Annotated in this window: 17 protein-coding genes; 10 read left to right on the top strand and 7 right to left on the bottom strand. The window is 62.0% G+C overall.

The annotated features are described in order from the left end of the window. Positions 1 to 11: 11 nt before the first annotated feature. From panD to CWS72_RS14660, 3 genes are all read right to left on the bottom strand, one after another. Positions 12 to 446, bottom strand: coding sequence for an aspartate 1-decarboxylase (gene panD, locus CWS72_RS14670; RefSeq protein ID WP_101251374.1), 435 nt, complete (start codon positions 444 to 446; stop codon positions 12 to 14). Positions 447 to 923: 477 nt separating this feature from the next. After that, positions 924 to 2,144: an NADP-dependent isocitrate dehydrogenase gene (locus tag CWS72_RS14665; RefSeq protein ID WP_101251373.1), complete on the bottom strand. Its 1,221-nt coding sequence runs from the start codon at positions 2,142 to 2,144 to the stop codon at positions 924 to 926. A gap of 220 nt (positions 2,145 to 2,364) precedes the next feature. Then, entirely contained in the window at positions 2,365 to 2,964 is a 600-nt protein-coding gene (locus CWS72_RS14660) for an LOG family protein (RefSeq protein ID WP_101251372.1), read from the bottom strand. Positions 2,965 to 3,292: 328 nt separating this feature from the next. Here CWS72_RS14660 and CWS72_RS14655 point away from each other — a divergent pair, with 328 nt between their 5' ends. Beyond that, entirely contained in the window at positions 3,293 to 4,246 is a 954-nt protein-coding gene (locus tag CWS72_RS14655) for a LysM peptidoglycan-binding domain-containing protein (protein ID WP_101251371.1), read from the top strand. Between the two features lie 17 nt (positions 4,247 to 4,263). On the opposite strand, the gene CWS72_RS14650 is transcribed toward CWS72_RS14655, so the two are convergent. Next, positions 4,264 to 4,758, bottom strand: a complete 495-nt coding sequence (locus tag CWS72_RS14650; RefSeq protein WP_101251370.1) for a hypothetical protein — start codon at positions 4,756 to 4,758, stop codon at positions 4,264 to 4,266. A 193-nt stretch (positions 4,759 to 4,951) separates the two neighbouring features. Between CWS72_RS14650 and CWS72_RS14645 the strand changes: the two genes are divergently transcribed. From CWS72_RS14645 to CWS72_RS14635, 3 genes are all read left to right on the top strand, one after another. Continuing rightward, complete coding sequence (locus CWS72_RS14645) at positions 4,952 to 5,653, top strand: phosphatidylserine decarboxylase (RefSeq protein WP_101251369.1); 702 nt, start codon at positions 4,952 to 4,954, stop codon at positions 5,651 to 5,653. Then, entirely contained in the window at positions 5,650 to 6,462 is an 813-nt protein-coding gene (gene pssA / locus CWS72_RS14640; protein ID WP_101251368.1) for a CDP-diacylglycerol--serine O-phosphatidyltransferase, read from the top strand. Before CWS72_RS14645 ends, pssA begins: the two co-directional genes overlap by 4 nt. A 272-nt stretch (positions 6,463 to 6,734) precedes the next feature. Then, positions 6,735 to 7,808, top strand: coding sequence for an OmpA family protein (locus tag CWS72_RS14635; RefSeq protein ID WP_101251367.1), 1,074 nt, complete (start codon positions 6,735 to 6,737; stop codon positions 7,806 to 7,808). A 164-nt stretch (positions 7,809 to 7,972) separates the two neighbouring features. Here the strand turns inward: CWS72_RS14635 and CWS72_RS14630 are convergent, their stop codons facing one another. After that, a complete protein-coding gene (locus CWS72_RS14630) occupies positions 7,973 to 8,524 on the bottom strand; it encodes a hypothetical protein (protein WP_101251366.1) in 552 nt (183 codons plus the stop codon). A gap of 276 nt (positions 8,525 to 8,800) precedes the next feature. Here CWS72_RS14630 and CWS72_RS14625 point away from each other — a divergent pair, with 276 nt between their 5' ends. Both CWS72_RS14625 and CWS72_RS14620 read left to right on the top strand, forming a co-directional pair. Next, positions 8,801 to 9,565: a FadR/GntR family transcriptional regulator gene (locus tag CWS72_RS14625; RefSeq protein WP_146002761.1), complete on the top strand. Its 765-nt coding sequence runs from the start codon at positions 8,801 to 8,803 to the stop codon at positions 9,563 to 9,565. A 182-nt stretch (positions 9,566 to 9,747) separates the two neighbouring features. Further along, on the top strand, positions 9,748 to 10,131 hold the full coding sequence (locus CWS72_RS14620; RefSeq protein ID WP_101251364.1) for a cupin domain-containing protein: 384 nt from the start codon (positions 9,748 to 9,750) through the stop codon (positions 10,129 to 10,131). 70 nt (positions 10,132 to 10,201) lie between these two features. Here CWS72_RS14620 and kduD read toward each other — a convergent pair whose 3' ends face one another. Further along, entirely contained in the window at positions 10,202 to 10,960 is a 759-nt protein-coding gene (kduD, locus tag CWS72_RS14615; RefSeq protein WP_101251363.1) for a 2-dehydro-3-deoxy-D-gluconate 5-dehydrogenase KduD, read from the bottom strand. 283 nt (positions 10,961 to 11,243) lie between these two features. Next, positions 11,244 to 12,269: a glycosyltransferase family 4 protein gene (locus tag CWS72_RS14610; RefSeq protein WP_101251362.1), complete on the bottom strand. Its 1,026-nt coding sequence runs from the start codon at positions 12,267 to 12,269 to the stop codon at positions 11,244 to 11,246. A 195-nt stretch (positions 12,270 to 12,464) separates the two neighbouring features. On the opposite strand from CWS72_RS14610, the gene queE reads away from it, so the two are divergent. The 4 genes from queE to CWS72_RS14590 form a co-directional block, all read left to right on the top strand. Continuing rightward, positions 12,465 to 13,091, top strand: coding sequence for a 7-carboxy-7-deazaguanine synthase (gene queE, locus CWS72_RS14605; protein ID WP_101251361.1), 627 nt, complete (start codon positions 12,465 to 12,467; stop codon positions 13,089 to 13,091). Positions 13,092 to 13,107: 16 nt separating this feature from the next. Continuing rightward, on the top strand, positions 13,108 to 13,638 hold the full coding sequence (locus tag CWS72_RS14600) for a 6-carboxytetrahydropterin synthase (RefSeq protein WP_101251360.1): 531 nt from the start codon (positions 13,108 to 13,110) through the stop codon (positions 13,636 to 13,638). Next, positions 13,611 to 16,106, top strand: coding sequence for an ATP-dependent helicase HrpB (gene hrpB / locus CWS72_RS14595; protein ID WP_241911734.1), 2,496 nt, complete (start codon positions 13,611 to 13,613; stop codon positions 16,104 to 16,106). The genes CWS72_RS14600 and hrpB overlap by 28 nt, the downstream gene beginning before the upstream one ends. 272 nt (positions 16,107 to 16,378) lie before the next feature. Next, positions 16,379 to 17,058 (top strand): outer membrane protein (locus CWS72_RS14590; protein WP_146002760.1); only part of this gene is annotated, 680 nt, incomplete at its 3' end.

Genomic DNA, 17,058 nt, shown 5'->3' with positions numbered 1-17,058 from the left:
GCGGCCTTCCGTCAGATGAAAACCTGGGCGTAACGGTTATTTTCGGGCAACCCCAAATCCTCCAGGCGCGGCGTCACATGGGAGTCAACCGAAAGAATGCGGTTTTGTCCATCCACATGGACGGCCCGCGAGGTCCGCCCCGGTATCTGACTGACGGGGACCTGCTCATAGGCCATGATGATCGCCAGGTCGCCCTTCGAGAAATGATGGGCCGCGGCCCCGTTCAGACAGATCACGCCGCTGTCCGGCGGGCCTTCGATGACATAGGTGGAAAGCCTGGCCCCGTTGGCGATATTGACCACGTCGACACGGGTATGCGGCAGGATGCCTGCGGCTTTAAGCAGCACCGGATCGACTGTGATCGATCCGACGTAATGAAGTTCGGCATCGGTCACCGTGCACCGGTGAATTTTGCCATACATGTAATCGCGCGTCGCTTCCATCATCGCTCTGGAAAATATAAGGAACTCAATTAGTTGGCGGACTGAGTCGCAAGAGGGGCATAAATCCTTCTCCCCTCGTGGGAGAAGGGTTGGGATGAGGGGGATTCCGCCGACAGGCGGAGGAAAATCCTGAAGCTTGGCGACTTATCCCCTCACCCTCCCGCTATCGCGGCCCCCTCCCTCTCCCGCAAGGGGCTATCGGGTTCACATATCTCAAATTTCGTAGTTTTATCAGTGCATTGCCAGCCTTGGATAAAACAGTGGCACCGGCCTCCGTGCCGGTGATCCGCCGAAGGCGGACCCTTTCCGGCTCCCGCCGGAACACCGGCAGGGACGCCGGTGCCACTGAATGATTGCTTCGTCTTTGGCTCGCAAACGACAGATTTTTCTCCACCAAAAAAAAGATGTGTGAATGCCGTAGCCCGCAAGGAGCGAGGGAGAAGACCTTTTTCCGCTGTAGCGCGGGTATGACGGGGGCCGTCAGGCGGCGGCCGTCGCCTTTTTCAGATTCTCGTCCAGCTTGTCCAGGAACTTGCCCGTCGTCAACCAAGGCTGATCCGGACCGATGAGAATGGCCAGATCCTTGGTCATGAAACCGGCCTCGACCGTTTCAACACAGACCCTTTCGAGCGTTTCGGCGAACCGAGCCACATCCGGAGTGCCGTCGAACTTGGCACGATAGATAAGGCCGCGCGTCCAGGCGAAGATCGAGGCGATCGGGTTGGTCGACGTCTCCTTGCCCTTCTGATGCTCGCGGTAATGCCGGGTCACCGTTCCGTGCGCGGCCTCGGCCTCCACGGTCCGTCCGTCGGGCGACAGCAGAACCGAGGTCATCAATCCCAGCGACCCGAACCCCTGGGCCACCGTATCGGACTGGACGTCGCCGTCGTAGTTCTTGCAGGCCCAGACGAACTCGCCGGACCACTTCAAGGCCGATGCCACCATGTCGTCGATCAGGCGATGTTCATAGGTAATGCCGAGCTGGCCGAAATCGGCCTTGAATTCCTGATCGAAGACCTCCTGGAAGAGATCCTTGAAACGGCCGTCATAGGCCTTGAGGATGGTGTTCTTGGTCGAGAGATAGACCGGCCACCGCTTGTCTTTGCCGTAGTTGAAGCAGGCCCGGGCGAACCCGCGGATCGATTCGTCGAGGTTGTACATTCCCATGGCGACGCCCGAGGACGGAAAGTCGAACACCTCATGCTCGATGGGCGCCCCGCCGTCGGCCGGCACGAATTTGATCGTCAGCTTGCCGGCGCCCGGCACCCTGAAGTCGGTGGCCCGGTATTGATCGCCGAAGGCATGGCGGCCGATGACGATGGGCTTGGTCCACCCCGGCACCAGCCGCGGCACGTTCCGGCAGATGATCGGCTCGCGGAAAACGGTGCCATCCAGGATATTGCGGATGGTGCCGTTCGGCGACTTCCACATCTTCTTCAGCTTGAACTCGGCGACACGGGCCTCGTCGGGAGTGATCGTCGCGCATTTGACGCCGACGCCGTATTGCTTGATGGCGTTGGCGGCGTCGACGGTCACCCGATCGTCGGTCTGATCACGATGTTCAACTCCGAGATCGAAATATTTCAAATCGACGTCGAGGTAGGGAAGGATCAGCTTGTCCTTGATGAATTTCCAAATGATTCGCGTCATCTCGTCGCCGTCGAGTTCGACGATCGGATTGACGACTTTGATTTTCGTCATCGCTGGTTTCCTGCTCTTGAGAAGGACCGATACCTCATGTCCGCTGGGGTGCGCCCCAAACATGAACGGCCGGGAGAAATGGCTCAAGCGACGGACGGCGAACCTTACCGCGCATTGCTCCGACTGTCACCGGTGGTCTCGCGTCCACGACCGGAAGCCACACGTCCGAAAGCCATAAGCGAACGGCCCTGGGGCTTACGGATACATCAGCGAAGACCCGCTAAAACAGTTTGGTCTCGGCGCTCCAGCCGACGCCGATCTCCCGCCGGGCGGTGGGCAGGACGTCGTCGACCGTATCGACGACGGAAAACAGCTTCTCGGCCGTGGGTTGAACGAATCCCTTGTCCACCGAGACCCGGAACAAATTCATCCAGGCGTCCCAATAACCGTCGACATTGGCGAGGATGACCGGCTTGTTGTGCAGGTGGAGCTGCTTCCAGGTCAGAATTTCGAAAGTCTCGTCCAGCGTCCCGAGACCACCGGGCAAGACACAGAAGGCATCGGCAAGGTCGAACATCTTGCGTTTGCGCGTGTGCATGCTGTCGACGACGATCAGTTCGGAAATATCACGGAAGGGAGACTCCACCTTCACCAGATGATCCGGGATGATGCCGATAACCCGCCCGCCGCCTTCCAATACCGCCGTGGCGACGACCCCCATCAACCCGACATGGCCGCCACCGAAGACCAACGTCACCCCCGCCTCGGCCAAATGTCGCCCCAACTGCTCGGCGGCTCTGCGGTAAGCGGGCTCGGCGCCCAGGGAAGATCCGCAGAACACGCACAGGGCGTTCAATTGAGACGATGGCTCCTTGGTCATTCAGATTCTCCAAACATTACGCAAATATCCAGGCGATCGTGCCCCCGTGGTGAAAATCTGACGGATGGCGCCACCACCATCCATCAGATTTTCACCACAATTCAATTCGTTGGTGGGCCGACTTATCCAGACGCTTGGGCACCAAGCGTCTGGATAAGTCGGCCCACTCGCGGCGAAGCCCCTCGGGTTATAACATCGGCCCGAACCGCCCGATGTTGACACTTTCATGGGATCCAAGGGAAAGCTTTTCGATGGGAGCCGGGTTGCTTATCCGACACCGCCGTATTAGGGTACGCCGCAACCGCCCCTTCATAGCGAGCGAGGCGCCTTGTCCCGGCCCGTCATCATCGCCCTCGCGGGCTTCGTTGTCATTGTCGTTGCCATCGCCATGAGTCTGTGGTCCGGTCTGGGTGACGGACTGGCACCCACACCTCCGGCAAATACCGCCGCCAACGCGCCGGCGCGGGATGTCCCTGCCCAGGCCTCGGGAACGCCCAGCTTCGACATCGTCCGGATCAATCCGCAAGGCGAGACCGTTATCGCCGGCCGCGCCACGCCGAAAGCCGAGGTCGCGATCCTCGATGGCGGCAAGGAAATCGGGCGGGTGACCGCGGATAGCCGCGGCGAGTGGGTTTTCGTTCCCGACCAGCCCCTACCCCCCGGCAGCCGGGAACTCTCGCTGCGCGCCACCAATCCCGACGGAAGCGTCCATGAGACGGACAGCCCGGTGGTTCTGGTCGTCCCGGACCGCACGAAAAACAAGGACGCCTCCCTGGCCGTCAAGGTCAACCCGGACGGCACGATCGAGATTCTGCAGGGTCCCGAAGCCAAGGACGGTGGAGCGACCGTGGCCGTCGCCGGCATCAAATACGACGAGCGCGGACGCCTTGCCTTGACCGGCAAGGCCACGCCGAAAACGACGCTGCAGGTCTATCTCGACGATCGCTCCCTGGGACGGACCCAGGCTGATGCCCAAGGGCATTGGCAATTTTCGGCGAAAGCGGAATTGCGTTCGGGAGAACATACGCTGCGGATCGACCAGTTGGGCGCGGACGGCAAAGTGACGGCGCGCGCCGAGGTATCGTTTTCCCCCAGCGGCAATATTCCGTCCGAAGGAAAGCTGACGGTCGAACACGGCAACAGCCTCTGGCGGATCGCCCGCCGGGCTTACGGCAGCGGCTACGACTATATGATCATTTATGAGGCCAACAAGGGCCAGATCGGCGATCCCAATCGCATCTACCCCGGCCAGGTCTTCAATATTCCGGCGACGGCGCGCTGAAACGAGAAGGCACCTTCCTAGCGTTGCGCATGACGCTTGACGCCAATCCCACGCCAACCTGGACGCAGGGCTGTTTCTCCCGAAGCCCGGGCTTCGCCCGGAGGCAGCAGAAACACCTCGATCGTCTCCAGATAGGGGCGCAACTTGATCAGGAGAAGGGTAAGGGCGGTGATCAGTCCGACCGCGGTGACAGGCAGGGATACCGATGCCCCCCCCACCAGACCGATGCGTCCTTCACGAATGAGGAACGTTTCGCCAAGATGGGCGTTGGCGGCATCAAGAACCGTCTGCAGCTCGATCCGCGCCAAAGAGGATTCGGCGCTGAAGGGCATCGGGCCGACATCGCCGGAAACTTCGATCCTGGATGCGTCGGCGCGAAAATGAGCGAAAAAGGGAATCTCGCGGTAAGCGAAACGAAATTTGAAATCCCGGCGTTCGATCAGTTCGGCGTCCCCCCCCTCGTCAAAGGGGAGCTTCAGTTCACCAAGGATAAGATTGGACGAATGTTGCATCTGCCGCCTTCGTGCCGTTTGTCACCTTCTCCAGAGGCGCGGAGAGTAGCACGGCTTGACGATCAGGAAAAACATCACGCGACTGCCGGCGCATACCAGGCTCCCATGAACAGGTCTGATCGAGACTTGGTATTACCCAGCGCGTCGCAAACCGTTAATATGACGCTTTCCGCAAGGAGATAGCAGCGTGCAGATGCAGGAAAGTTCGGTTCTCTCGACCTTGGCAGTCCCCATTCATCCCGAAGGATGGCGGTTCATCCCCCTCTTCGCGGCAGGAAGCCTCTTGCTGTTCTGGCTGTGGACGCCGCTGGGCTGGCTGGGTGTTCTGCTGACTCTGTGGTGCGCCTATTTCTTCCGCAATCCTTCCCGCGTCACGCCGACCCGCGAGGGCCTGGTCATCAGCCCGGCCGACGGCGTCGTCCAGATGATCGTCCCCGCCCCTCCTCCGCTGGAGTTGGCCATGGGCGATGCGCCGATGACGCGCGTCTCGATCTTCATGAATGTCTTCAATGTTCATGTGAATCGCGCGCCGATCGGAGGCCGGGTCGTGAAGCGGGTCTATTCACCCGGAAAATTCTTCAACGCCGCCCTCGACAAAGCCAGTGTCTTCAATGAGCGGATGGCCGTCCACCTGGGCTTGGCCGACGGCAGGGACATCGCCTTCGTGCAGATCGCCGGCCTCGTCGCCAGACGGATCCGTTGCGACCTCGTTGAGGGCCAGGAAATCAGAACCGGCGAACGCTTCGGACTGATCCGTTTCGGCAGCCGCCTCGACGTCTACCTGCCGGACGGCGTCGCGCCGCTGGTCGTCGTCGGCCAAACGGCGATTGCCGGAGAAACGGTGCTGGCTGACCTCGTCGGCACCGAGCCCGAACGTCAGGGAGAAACCCGGTGAAGTTTTCGCATCGCCGCCCGCCGCGCATCAACGGCTTGTCCTTCAATAAACTGATTCCCAACATCCTGACCATGCTGGCCCTGTGCGCCGGCCTGACGTCGATCCGCTTCGGCCTGCATGGCAAATGGGACCAGGCGGTCATCGCCATTCTGCTGGCCGGCCTGCTCGACGGCCTGGACGGGCGCATCGCCCGGCTGCTCCACGGCACCAGCAAATTCGGCGCGGAACTCGATTCGCTCTCCGACTTCGTGAGCTTCGGCGTGGCGCCGTCAATGCTGCTTTATTTCTGGACCATGCAAGGCGCTGGCGGCCTGGGCTGGGCGCTGGTCCTGCTGTTTTCCGTCTGCTGCGCGCTGCGGCTGGCGCGCTTCAACACCATGTTGGGCGAACCAGATCTGCCGCCATGGGCCTACAACTTCTTCACCGGGGTTCCCGCCCCGGCCGCCGCCGGCCTCGTCCTTCTGCCGATGGTCATCAGCTTCCAATCGGATGGAGAAAGCTTCTTCGCCAGCCCGTCGGTCAATGCCGTGGTGCTGATCACCGTTTCCTTCCTGATGGTGAGCAAGATCCCGACCTATTCCGGCAAGCGCTTCCGCGTGCCCCATGAATATGTGCTGCCGATGCTGCTGCTGGTCGGCATTCTGGCCGCATTCCTGGTGACCGAGCCCTGGACCACCATCACTCTGGTCGGCATATTCTACGGTGCCAGCATTCCCGTCAGTGCGCGGGCTTTCCGGAAATTGAAGAACCAGGCGGCGGAGCTGCGCGCCAAGGAAACCACAACCGGGGACGCGCCACCGACAAGTTAACGTGGTATAAATATCACGAGGCTGTGGCCACGCCATATTTTTGCCACAATTTGGTCGCCTATTTCACCCCCCTGAGGGACTTGCGACACTTGAAGGCGAACCTCTACACACCATCGTCTGCGGTCAGAAATTGTTGTAATATTGCAACACTGTTTCAAAATGGCCGCTTCTTCATCTTCCGGAAGACACCTCTTCGTTGAGTTAACCAATACATTGGTTTAAAACAGCGCCATTCTCTCATTGCGTTTCCCAACAAAGGAAAGCCTAAAATTATGCGTATCATTGCAGGCATTCTGTCTGCCGGCTTGGTGGCCGGTTTCGCTGCTGCGGCTCAAGCCGATGCCGATGGCTGGTATGTCGGCGCGGAGACGGGCCTCAACATCGCCCCTCAGCTGAAGCTGAAGGCCAACAACGGCTCCAGGAATCCGGAAAAGCTCGCCACCGATCCCGGCTATGCCATTCTGGGTCAGGCGGGCTATGCGTTCGGGCCGCTGCGCGCCGAGGGTGAACTCGGCTGGCGTTCCAACGGCGCCGACAAGCTGAAGGCTGATGGCACCTCGAACAAGGCCAAGGGCAATCTCGACCTCGCCTCGGTGTTCGCCAACGTCTATTACGACGTGCACAACGCCAGCCCCATCACCCCCTACATCGGTGCCGGTGTTGGTGGCGTTGACGTCAGCGCCGACAAGCTGCGCACCTCGACGACCGGCATCAGCAACAAAGATTCCTTCGTCTTCGGTTACCAGGGCATTGCCGGCGCCTCCTACGCGCTGAACAACAACCTGTCCCTGAAGGCGGACTATCGCTACCTGCGGACCACGACGACCTCGCTGAAGGAAGACGCCTTCGCTGGCGACAACACCAAGCTCAAGGGGCAGTATCAGGCGCACAGCGTCCTGGTGGGCTTCACCTACAAGTTTGGCGAGACGTCGAAGCCGGTCGCCGCTCCGACCCCCGCTCCGGTTGCCGCTCCGGCCCCCGCTCCGGCTCCGAAGGCCGTTCAGGCCGCGCCGATCGCCAAGAACTATCTGGTGTTCTTCGACTTCAACAAGTCCGACATCACGCCTGAAGCGAACAAGATCATCGCCCAGGCCGCCACGACCGCGAAGTCGGCCAAGTCCACCAGCATCGCTCTGACCGGCCACACCGACTCCGTCGGCTCCGACAAGTACAACCAGGCCCTGTCGCTCCGTCGCGCCAGCGCCGTCAAGGCTGTCCTGGTCAAGCAGGGCATCCCCGCCAACGAGATCTCGGTGGTGGGCAAGGGCAAGAGCGAGCAGCTCGTCCCGACCAAGGACGGCGTCCGCGAGCCGCAGAACCGCCGCGTCCAGATCGTCCTCCCGTAAGGGACGGCCAGGTCCCGGGCTCGACCCGGAACGCGAAAAAGCCGCAGCAGGGAAACCTGCTGCGGCTTTTTTCATAGCGGCTCGAAACCGGCGAACCGTTGATTTGACCTGTCCGCCGGTATGAAACGACGCGATCCGCGACCGCCCGCGTCAAACGGAAATAGTCACTCCGCCTTGGCGACGGCGGCAGACCCGCTGCTGGCGGATTTGTCCTTTGCCTTGGCCTTGCTCTTCGGCGCCTTCGCCTTTTGGACCTTTGGCGAGGCCTGGGCGCAGGCCGGTACATTGGCGTGGGAAACTCCCGCCGTTACGGCAAATCCCTCGACGTCTTGCGTCTCCATGGCCAGGACCTTGTCGAGGTTGTCCCAGGCCTGCTGGCAATAGCTGGCGTCGGTGATGACGCGTTGCCCGGCATCGTTGGCGACCATGGTCATCCAAACGTCGAAGTTGCCGCCGGCGCGGCTGAAATGCTGACGCAGAGCGACGGCATTCTCTTGCAGCTTGCCACCGAACTTGCCGACGAAGTCGTTATAGCGGCCGGAAAAGGTGGGGTCGGTCGGATCGACGGTACGGCAATTCAAGGCCGCGACATTGAATTCCTGCTGCATGATCCGAAGATGTGCGGCCCTGGCTTCATCTGGCGTGAAGCAGGCCGTCGTCCTGGCTTCCGCCACGCCAAAGGTGGCAAGGCAGATAACCAGGACGGAAGCACTCAAACGCTTTATCAAGATACACCATTCAGTCTGTGAAAAGGCTAGGAGTGGCCCGATATTGCGCCTCTCTCCAGACAAAGATCAATGCATGCGCAACGATCCGCTCTCCCTGGGGTGACTTTTTTTCCCTCAGGCTTCGCCAAGCCCTCTTCCCGGTGCCCGACATCGCTTTACTAGCGACAAAGGATCGGCATCTTTGGTATGGTTGTACGATAACATTTATGGCTGGAGACGAGGCAAGCCCCTGACTTGTCCTTGGTCCCGCTCCAAGAGACGGTCATGGCCAAATATCCTCATCTCCTCGCACCGCTCGTTCCGACCGCCTCCCGACCGAGCCAGGTCGTCGAAATGCTGAGCGCCGACATCCGGGCAGGGATCTATCAACCAAAGGACCGGCTTCCCACGGAACAGGAACTGATCGCCCGCTTCGCCGTCAGCCGGACCGTCATTCGTGAAGCGCTGGCGTCGCTGAAGGCCGAGGGACTGATCGTGACGCGGCAGGGCTCCGGCGCCTTTGTCGCGGAAAACCCCTTCGGGCCGCCTTTCCGCATTACGCCGGATGAAATGCATTCGATTCCGCAGATGCTTTATCTGATGCAGCTTCGCCTGGCGGTGGAGGTCGAAGCGGCCGGTATCGCCGCCGAGAACAGAACCGCGCGGACTCTGGAACGCATGGGCAACTGCCTTGTGCGGATCGACGACGACCTGCGAACAGGCACCAGCGTCGGCCAGGGAGATTACGAATTCCACTTGTCCGTCGCCGCGGCGACGGGAAATCCTTATTTCGAGCGTTTCATCCGCTTCCTGCGCAGCACCTTGCGGCCCGGCCGGGAAATCAATCCGGCGCTCAAGGATCCGGTCGTCTGGCTCGATTATTTCAGCCAAATTCAAAAGCAGCATCGGCAAATCCACGCGGCCATCGAGAGCCAGGATCCCGACGGCGCCAGGGATGCCGCCCGCGCCCACCTGGAAGGCGCTCTCAACGAATATCGTAAAATGGCCGACTATCCGCCGTTTTCCGGACAACCGCAGACGTCGAGCTAATACCAAGTCTCGATGAGGATGGCTCATCGAGACTTGGTCTGGCCCATTGAGGGCCCGCGCCATCGTTGGCGCGAAGCCAAGGGATACGGATGTATCCCGCCCGGCGATTGAGGGCTCGGTGAGCGGTTCCGATCACCGAGAGTTGGTATAAGGTTCCACCTTCATCATTCACGAGGTTTCGCATGAGCACTCAGCAGCAGTCCCACGTCATCGACGGTACCAAAGAGGTCTCGGTCCTCTTACGTCCGTCCACTCCGGGAGAGGTTTTCCGCGACCGCTGCGAAAGACGGATCATCCACACCAAAAATCTGATGAGCGTGGTCATCGATTTCGGCAACGGCCCCTGGGCCGAACCCGACCCCCTGCATAGCCATCCCCATGAACAGACCACCTATGTCGCGTCCGGCGACATTCTGTTCCTGTGCGAAGGCCGGCAATCGGTCCGCATGACAGCGGGCGACCTCTATGCCATTCCGCCCGACGTTCCTCATTCGATTCAGCTTTTGTCGGCGTCGGCCCGCCTCGTCGACAGCTTCAATCCGATCCGCGAGGATTTCCTGGGTTAGGTAGGGCTCGAAACTCTTCTCCCCTCGCGGGAGAAGAGTTGGGACGAGGGGAAGGACTGAGGCGCAAGGCTCAGCGCACCAGCCAGCCGCCGTCGACCGGCAGAACGACGCCGTGAACGTAATCCGACGCGGACGAAGACAGAAAGACGGCGGCGCCCCCGAGATCCTCCGGCGAACCCCACCGCCCGGCGGGGATGCGCCCCAGGATGGCGGCGCTGCGATCCGGGTCGTCACGCAACTGCTGGGTGTTGTTGGTGACGAAATAGCCCGGCGCGATGGCGTTGACGTTGATGTCCTTCGACGCCCATTCGCAGGCCAGCAATCGGGTCAGGCCGGCGACGCCGCTTTTGCTCGCCGTATAGGATGGAATACGGATTCCGCCCTGGAAGGACAGCATCGATGCGATGTTGATGATCTTGCCGCCGCTCTTCTGTTTCAAAAGCTGACGCGCGAACGATTGCGACAGGAAGAAGACGGACTTGAGATTGACGTTGAGAACGTCATCCCAATCCTTTTCCGAAAAATCGATGGCGTCCGCCCGCCGGATGATGCCGGCGTTGTTGACCAGGATATCGGCCCGGCCACCCCAGGCCACTGTCTGGTCGATGATGTCCTGGATCGGCGCGGTGGACGCGAGATCGGCTTGGATCGGCAAGAACTTGCGTCCAGCCGCGACGACCTCGCGGCTGGTTTCCTCGACGCTGGTCCGGGCGACGCCCACGACGTCGGCACCGGCCTTGGCCAGCGCAATGGCGATTCCCTGGCCGATACCGGTGCTGGCTCCGGTGACGATGGCGACTTTTCCCGTGAGATCGAAAGGATTGTGCATGTTGCATCCTGTCATTTGCGAAGACGGTGGCCGGCGGCGGCAGCCGCATCGCGGCGGTTCCTTGCGCCACCGGCCGGTCTTCGAGTGAAGCGGTCGGCCAAGATATCACGCCGATAGGGGAGGCCGAGGGACTGAACTTTCCCAGCCGTCCTCACCCGGCGTTTTTGGCCGATTTACTGGTATATTAGATATATGAACGAGTCAACCAAGGCCGGTACGTCGGGGCCGTTCGGATGAAGATGATGAAAAATCCCGCTCCATCTTTGCGGCGAACGTCCTCGCGTCAACGATGCTCGGACAACGCGATCGGCGCCAAATACCCCAAAAACTGCTCGACCGCGTGATCCCAGGAAAACCGCTCGGCATAGGCCCGGCAATCGGCCGGGGACAAAGACAAGGCGCGTCTGGCCGCCGAGGCCAGATCCTCGTCGAGGAACCCCACCGGATGGCCGGGGGCGACTTTTGACAACACATCGCGCGGACCGGCCACCGGAAAGGCGGCGACCGGCACGCCCGAAGCCAGGGCTTCCAGCATGACCAGCCCGAAGGTATCGGTGCGGCTGGGAAAGACGAAGACGTCGCCGGCCGAGAAATAGCTGGAAAGCTGCGCATCACCGTGGGCGACGATGAATTTCGCATCCGGATAACGGCGGATCAGGGCGTCGCGTTGCGGTCCGGACCCGACCACCACCTTGGTCCCATCCAGATCCAGATCGAGAAAGGCCGGCAGATTCTTGTCGATGGTGACCCGCCCGACATAAAGATAGATGGGCCGGGGAAAATCGAAGGCGCCCTTGCCCTGCGGGCGGAAGATCTTCGTATCGACGCCATGCGACCATTGCCGCAAATTCCGGAAACCTTGCTGGGACAGTTCCTCGTAGACCGAATGGGACGGCACCATGGCGGCCGAGGAGGGGCCATGGAAAAAGCGCATCAGGCCATAGAACCAGGACAGCGGCAGCCTGGTCCGGGCATGCAGATATTGAGGAAACTTCGTATGATAGGCGGTGGTGAAGGGCCAGCCTCGGCGCAGGCAATAGCGCCGCGCCGCCCAGCCCAGCGGCCCCTCGGTGGCGATATGCACCGCCTGCGGCCGAAAAGCCTCGAGACGTTCCGCGACACCCGACCGGGCGCCGACGGCCAGCGGTATCTCGGGATAGGTCGGACAGGGAAAGGTCCGAAAGGAATCGGGAGCGATGACCAGAAGATCATGGCGAACGGCCAGCAGGCGCTCATGAAGGCTGGACAGCACCCGCACGACCCCATTGGGCTGCGGGTGCCAGGCGTCGGTGACGATGGCGATGCGCACGGTGCGGCGATCCTTACAGAAAAGCGTCCCCAGCCATGGGGGTACCGGCTGGCCGCCGACTGCGCAAGTGACAAGCCCATGACAACGACATCCGCCGATCTTCCCACCTTCCCGGATGGTCGCGACGCAGATGGAACGGGGAGTTGTTCATAATCCGGTTGACGCGTCATGGTCCTTGCCTTTAGGCAGTCGGCCATGACCTACTCCGTCAAAGAAATATTCTACACATTGCAGGGCGAAGGCGCGCACGCCGGTCGCCCGGCGGTGTTTTGCCGTTTCTCCGGCTGCAATCTGTGGTCCGGACGGGAAGAGGATCGCGCCACGGCCACCTGCCGCTTTTGCGACACCGACTTCGTCGGCGCCGACGCCGGACGTTTCACCGATGCCGCCACCCTGGCCGACGCCATCGCGGATTTATGGCCGAACAAGACGGCCGGCCGGCCATATGTCGTCTGCACCGGAGGCGAGCCCCTGCTGCAACTCGATGCCGCGCTGTGCGACGCCCTGCATGGCAGAGGTTTCGAAATCGGCGTCGAGACAAACGGCACGCAAGATCGCCCTTCGGGGATCGACTGGCTGTGCGTCAGCCCCAAGGCCGGCGCCCCCTTGCGCCTGACCTCGGGAGACGAAATGAAACTGGTCTACCCGCAGGAGAGCGCCATGCCGGAACGGTTCTCCGGCCTGGCCTTCACCCACTTCACCCTGCAACCGATGGACGGCCCCGACCAAGCCGCCAACATTCAGGCGGCGGCACATTACTGCCTGGAACATCCGAAATGGCACCTCGGCCTGCAAACGCACAAGATCGTGGGCCTTCGCTAAGGACGAGCACAAAAAAATGACATCCTTCACCGTCTCGCGGCAGATCTCCATCGACGCCGGCCATCGGGTCATGACCCATGGCTCAAAATGCAGGCATCTGCACGGACATCGCTACACCATCGAGGCAACCTGCCTTGCCGATCATCTGCAGGATGTCGGCGAACAATCCGACATGGTGTTCGATTTCGGTTTTCTCAAAGAGGCGATGGCCGCTGAAATCGACGCGCCCTGCGATCACGGCTTCCTCGCCCATGTCGAGGATTTCGAATTGCTGGACATGTTTTGTCCGGAAACCGCCGACGCCATCGAATGGATCCGCGCCATTCGCCAGGCCGTGCGCCAGGACGGACATCATCTGACCACGGAGACGCGCATGGAGACGAAGCTCTATGTGCTCGACGTCAATCCGACCGCGGAACAATTGAGCCGCCACTGGTTCAACCGACTGAAACCGGTGGTGACGGCGCGAAGCGGCGGCGTGGCCAAGCTTCAGGAAATCATCGTCTGGGAGCCCCCCCATTGCCGGGCCGCCTACCGGGAACCCTGAACCTTCCCGTCGAAACCGTTCTGCCTTCCCTGCTGGCGGCCTTGACGACCGGGCCGAACGCGGTTCTGCAAGCACCGCCCGGCGCCGGCAAGACCACGCTGGTGCCCCTCGCCCTGCTGGATGCCGCCTGGCTGGGACGCCATAAGATCGTCATGCTGGAACCACGCCGGCTGGCCGCCCGCGCCGCCGCGCGGCGAATGGCGGCGCTGCTGGGCGAACCCCTGGGCGATACCGTCGGCTACCGCATCCGCCAGGACAGCCGCATCGGCCCGAAAACCCGCATCGAGGTGGTCACCGAAGGTATCCTGACCCGGATGATCCAGGACGATCCCAGCCTCGACGGTATCGGCGCGGTCATCTTCGACGAATTCCACGAACGCAGCCTCAACGCCGACATGGGATTGGCCCTTTGCCTGGAAGCCCAGGCCGGCCTCCGCCCGGACCTGCGCCTGCTGGCGATGTCGGCGACCCTGGACGGCGCGCCTCTGGCCCGTCTCATGGGCGACGCCGCGATCGTCACCAGCGAGGGAAGAACCTTCCCCGTCGATGTCCGCTGGCTGGACAAGGAAACCCAGCACCGTTTCGAAGACGCCGTCACCGCCCTGATCCGACGGGCCCTCGCCGAGGAACCCGAGGGAGACCTGCTGGTCTTCCTGCCCGGTCAGGGAGAAATCCGCCGTGTCCAGACGCGACTGGCCGACGAGCGGGACGACATCCTGATCGCCCCCCTCTACGGCGACCTGCCGCAGGATGCCCAGGATCTCGCGCTGATGCCGCAACCGGGCCGCCGGCGGGTCGTGCTGGCCACCGCCATCGCCGAAACCAGCCTGACCATCGAGGGGATCAGCGTGGTGATCGACGGCGGCCTGATGCGCGTGCCTCGCTTCGATCCCAACGGCGGCATGGCCCGCCTGGTCACCGTCCCGGTCTCCAAGGCATCGGCGGAACAGCGGCGCGGCCGTGCCGGCCGTCTGGGCCCGGGCGTCTGCTACCGCCTGTGGACCGAGGCCTCGCATCGTGCACTGCCGGCTTTCTCAACGCCCGAAATCGGCGAGGCCGATCTGGCGCCGCTGATCCTGGAACTGACCCGCTGGGGAACCCGGGACCCATCCACCCTTTCCTGGCTGGATCCGCCGCCGGCCGCCGCCGTGACCCAGGCGCGCGAGTTGCTTCACCGCCTCGGCGCCCTCGACGCGGATGGCCGCATTACCCCGCATGGCAGGGAGATGGCCCGCCTGCCGCTGCACCCGCGCCTCGCGCATATGGCCATCAAGGCCAAGGATCTGGGATGTGGCGCGCTGGGCTGCGACCTGGCCGCCCTGCTCTCCGAACGCGACATCCTGAAAAGCGCCCGGGACGCCGATTTGCGGATCCGCGTGGAAGCCCTGCGCGATCCGCGCGGCCTGCCCGCCGATCGCGGCACCTTGCAGCGATGCCGCGAGGCGGCCCGGCAGTTGCGCAAGCAGTTGGGACTTCCGGCGGCGGAAACCAGCGTCGAGGATACCGGGCTTCTGCTGGCCTTCGCCTATCCCGACCGTATCGCGCTGTGCCGTGGCGGCGATGGGTTGCATTATCGCCTGTCGAACGGGCGCGGCGCCTTCTTTCCCCAACCGGACCCCTTGGCCGCCAGCGAGGCGCTGTCCATCGCCGAACTGGATGGCAATCGCCGCGACGCCCGGATCTTCCTGGCCGCGCCCTTGACCAAAAGCGAAATAGAAACCCATTTCGCCGAACAGATCGTCACACGGGAAACGGTTCATTGGGACGCCCGCGAACAGATCGTCGCGGCCCGCCGCCAACGCCTGTTCGGCGAATTGGCGCTCGACGACAGCCGTCTGTCCGATCCCGAACCGGGCGCCATCACCACCGCCATGCTCGAAGGCATCCGGGATATGGGCCCGGGCTGTCTGCCCTGGACAGCCGCCACGCAGACATTGCGGGCGCGGCTCAATTTTCTGCACCGGATCGAGGGGCCGGAATGGCCAGACTGCTCCGACGAAGCCCTGCTGGCCAATTTGGAAACATGGCTCGCCCCTTGGCTCGACGGCATCAGCCGGAAATCCCATCTGGCCCGTCTCGACATGACGGCGGCCATCGACGCCATGCTGAGTTGGGAGGCCCGCCAACGCCTCGACCAGCACGCCCCCACCCATCTCACCGTCCCCTCCGGCTCCCGCGTTCCCATCGACTACCAATCGGCGGAACAACCGGTTCTGGCGGTCCGCCTCCAGGAAATGTTCGGGCTCGCCGACACGCCCGCCATCGCCGGCGGCAGACTCAAACTGACCCTGCATCTCCTATCCCCGGCCAGGCGCCCCGTCCAGGTGACGCAGGATCTGGCCAGCTTCTGGGCCAACGCCTACAAGCAGGTCAAAGCCGACCTGAAAGGCCAGTACCCCAAGCATTACTGGCCCGACGACCCCATGCTGGCGGAACCGACGGCGCGGGCAAAGCCGCGGGGAACCTGACGCCGTCATATTGTGGGCTGATTTTCCGTGACTATATCCTAATGCGGGTGGCGTTCCGCCGATGGCGGCGGCGGGAAAAGCGACCACAACCAAATCCGATATGATTTCACTCGGTAACAGGAAATAATCTGAAATAATTGTTGCAAAAATGCAACATGTCCTACCGGAAAAAGTCCCCACTGTAGCAACGCCACATTTCCGCCATTGATTCACCAAAATCTCTATTTAGATCCTTTTCACATGATTTTTCCAAAAACAAGGAAAACGACATCATGCGTATCGTTACTGGCATTCTCTCTGTCGGCCTGATTGCCGGCATTGCCTCCGCCGCCGAAGCCGAAACCAACGGCTGGTATGCTGGCGCCGAGACGGGTATCTCTCTCGTCCCCACCACCAAATTCAAGGATGGCTCGAAGATCTGGAAGGAATCGCAGGATCCGGGCTATGCCATCCTGGGTCAGCTCGGATACGGCTTTGGCCCCGTCCGTGTCGAAGGCGAACTGGGATGGCGCTCCAATGGCGTCGACAAAGTGAAGCAACCGTTCGCCACCAACGGCAGCGGCAGCCTGGATGCGGCGTCCGTGATGGCCAACGTCTACTACGACGTCGCCACGGGAACCGCCTTCACGCCCTTCATCGGTGCCGGCCTTGGCGGTGTCGACGTCAGCGCCGACAAGATCCGCGCCAATGGCACGACCTTCTCGGACAAGGATCACTTTGCCCCGGCCTATCAGGGCATCGCCGGCGTTTCCTACGCGCTGAACGATCATCTGGACCTGAAGGCCGATTATCGCTACCTCCGCACGGCCGAGAATTCGCTGAAGGAAGACGCATCCTACGGGACCGGCAAGTCGAAGGGCGACTATTCCTCACACAGCATTCTGGTCGGCTTCACCTACAAGTTCGCCGAAGCGGAGAAGGCCCCGGCCCCCTACACGCCGCCGCCCGCCGC

It is taken from the genome of Telmatospirillum siberiense, assembly GCF_002845745.1.
GTDB classification, from domain to species: Bacteria; Pseudomonadota; Alphaproteobacteria; order Rhodospirillales; family Magnetospirillaceae; genus Telmatospirillum; species Telmatospirillum siberiense.
This window is presented reverse-complemented; position numbering and strand designations above follow the sequence as displayed.

Coding starts and splice junctions, on each gene's coding strand:
- panD (WP_101251374.1), bottom strand. CDS start 446: ATGATGGAAGCGACGCGCGATTACATGTATGGCAAAATTCACCGGTGC.
- CWS72_RS14665 (WP_101251373.1), bottom strand. CDS start 2,144: ATGACGAAAATCAAAGTCGTCAATCCGATCGTCGAACTCGACGGCGAC.
- CWS72_RS14660 (WP_101251372.1), bottom strand. CDS start 2,964: ATGACCAAGGAGCCATCGTCTCAATTGAACGCCCTGTGCGTGTTCTGC.
- CWS72_RS14650 (WP_101251370.1), bottom strand. CDS start 4,758: ATGCAACATTCGTCCAATCTTATCCTTGGTGAACTGAAGCTCCCCTTT.
- CWS72_RS14645 (WP_101251369.1), top strand. CDS start 4,952: ATGCAGGAAAGTTCGGTTCTCTCGACCTTGGCAGTCCCCATTCATCCC.
- CWS72_RS14635 (WP_101251367.1), top strand. CDS start 6,735: ATGCGTATCATTGCAGGCATTCTGTCTGCCGGCTTGGTGGCCGGTTTC.
- CWS72_RS14625 (WP_146002761.1), top strand. CDS start 8,801: ATGGCCAAATATCCTCATCTCCTCGCACCGCTCGTTCCGACCGCCTCC.
- CWS72_RS14620 (WP_101251364.1), top strand. CDS start 9,748: ATGAGCACTCAGCAGCAGTCCCACGTCATCGACGGTACCAAAGAGGTC.
- kduD (WP_101251363.1), bottom strand. CDS start 10,960: ATGCACAATCCTTTCGATCTCACGGGAAAAGTCGCCATCGTCACCGGA.
- queE (WP_101251361.1), top strand. CDS start 12,465: ATGACCTACTCCGTCAAAGAAATATTCTACACATTGCAGGGCGAAGGC.
- CWS72_RS14600 (WP_101251360.1), top strand. CDS start 13,108: ATGACATCCTTCACCGTCTCGCGGCAGATCTCCATCGACGCCGGCCAT.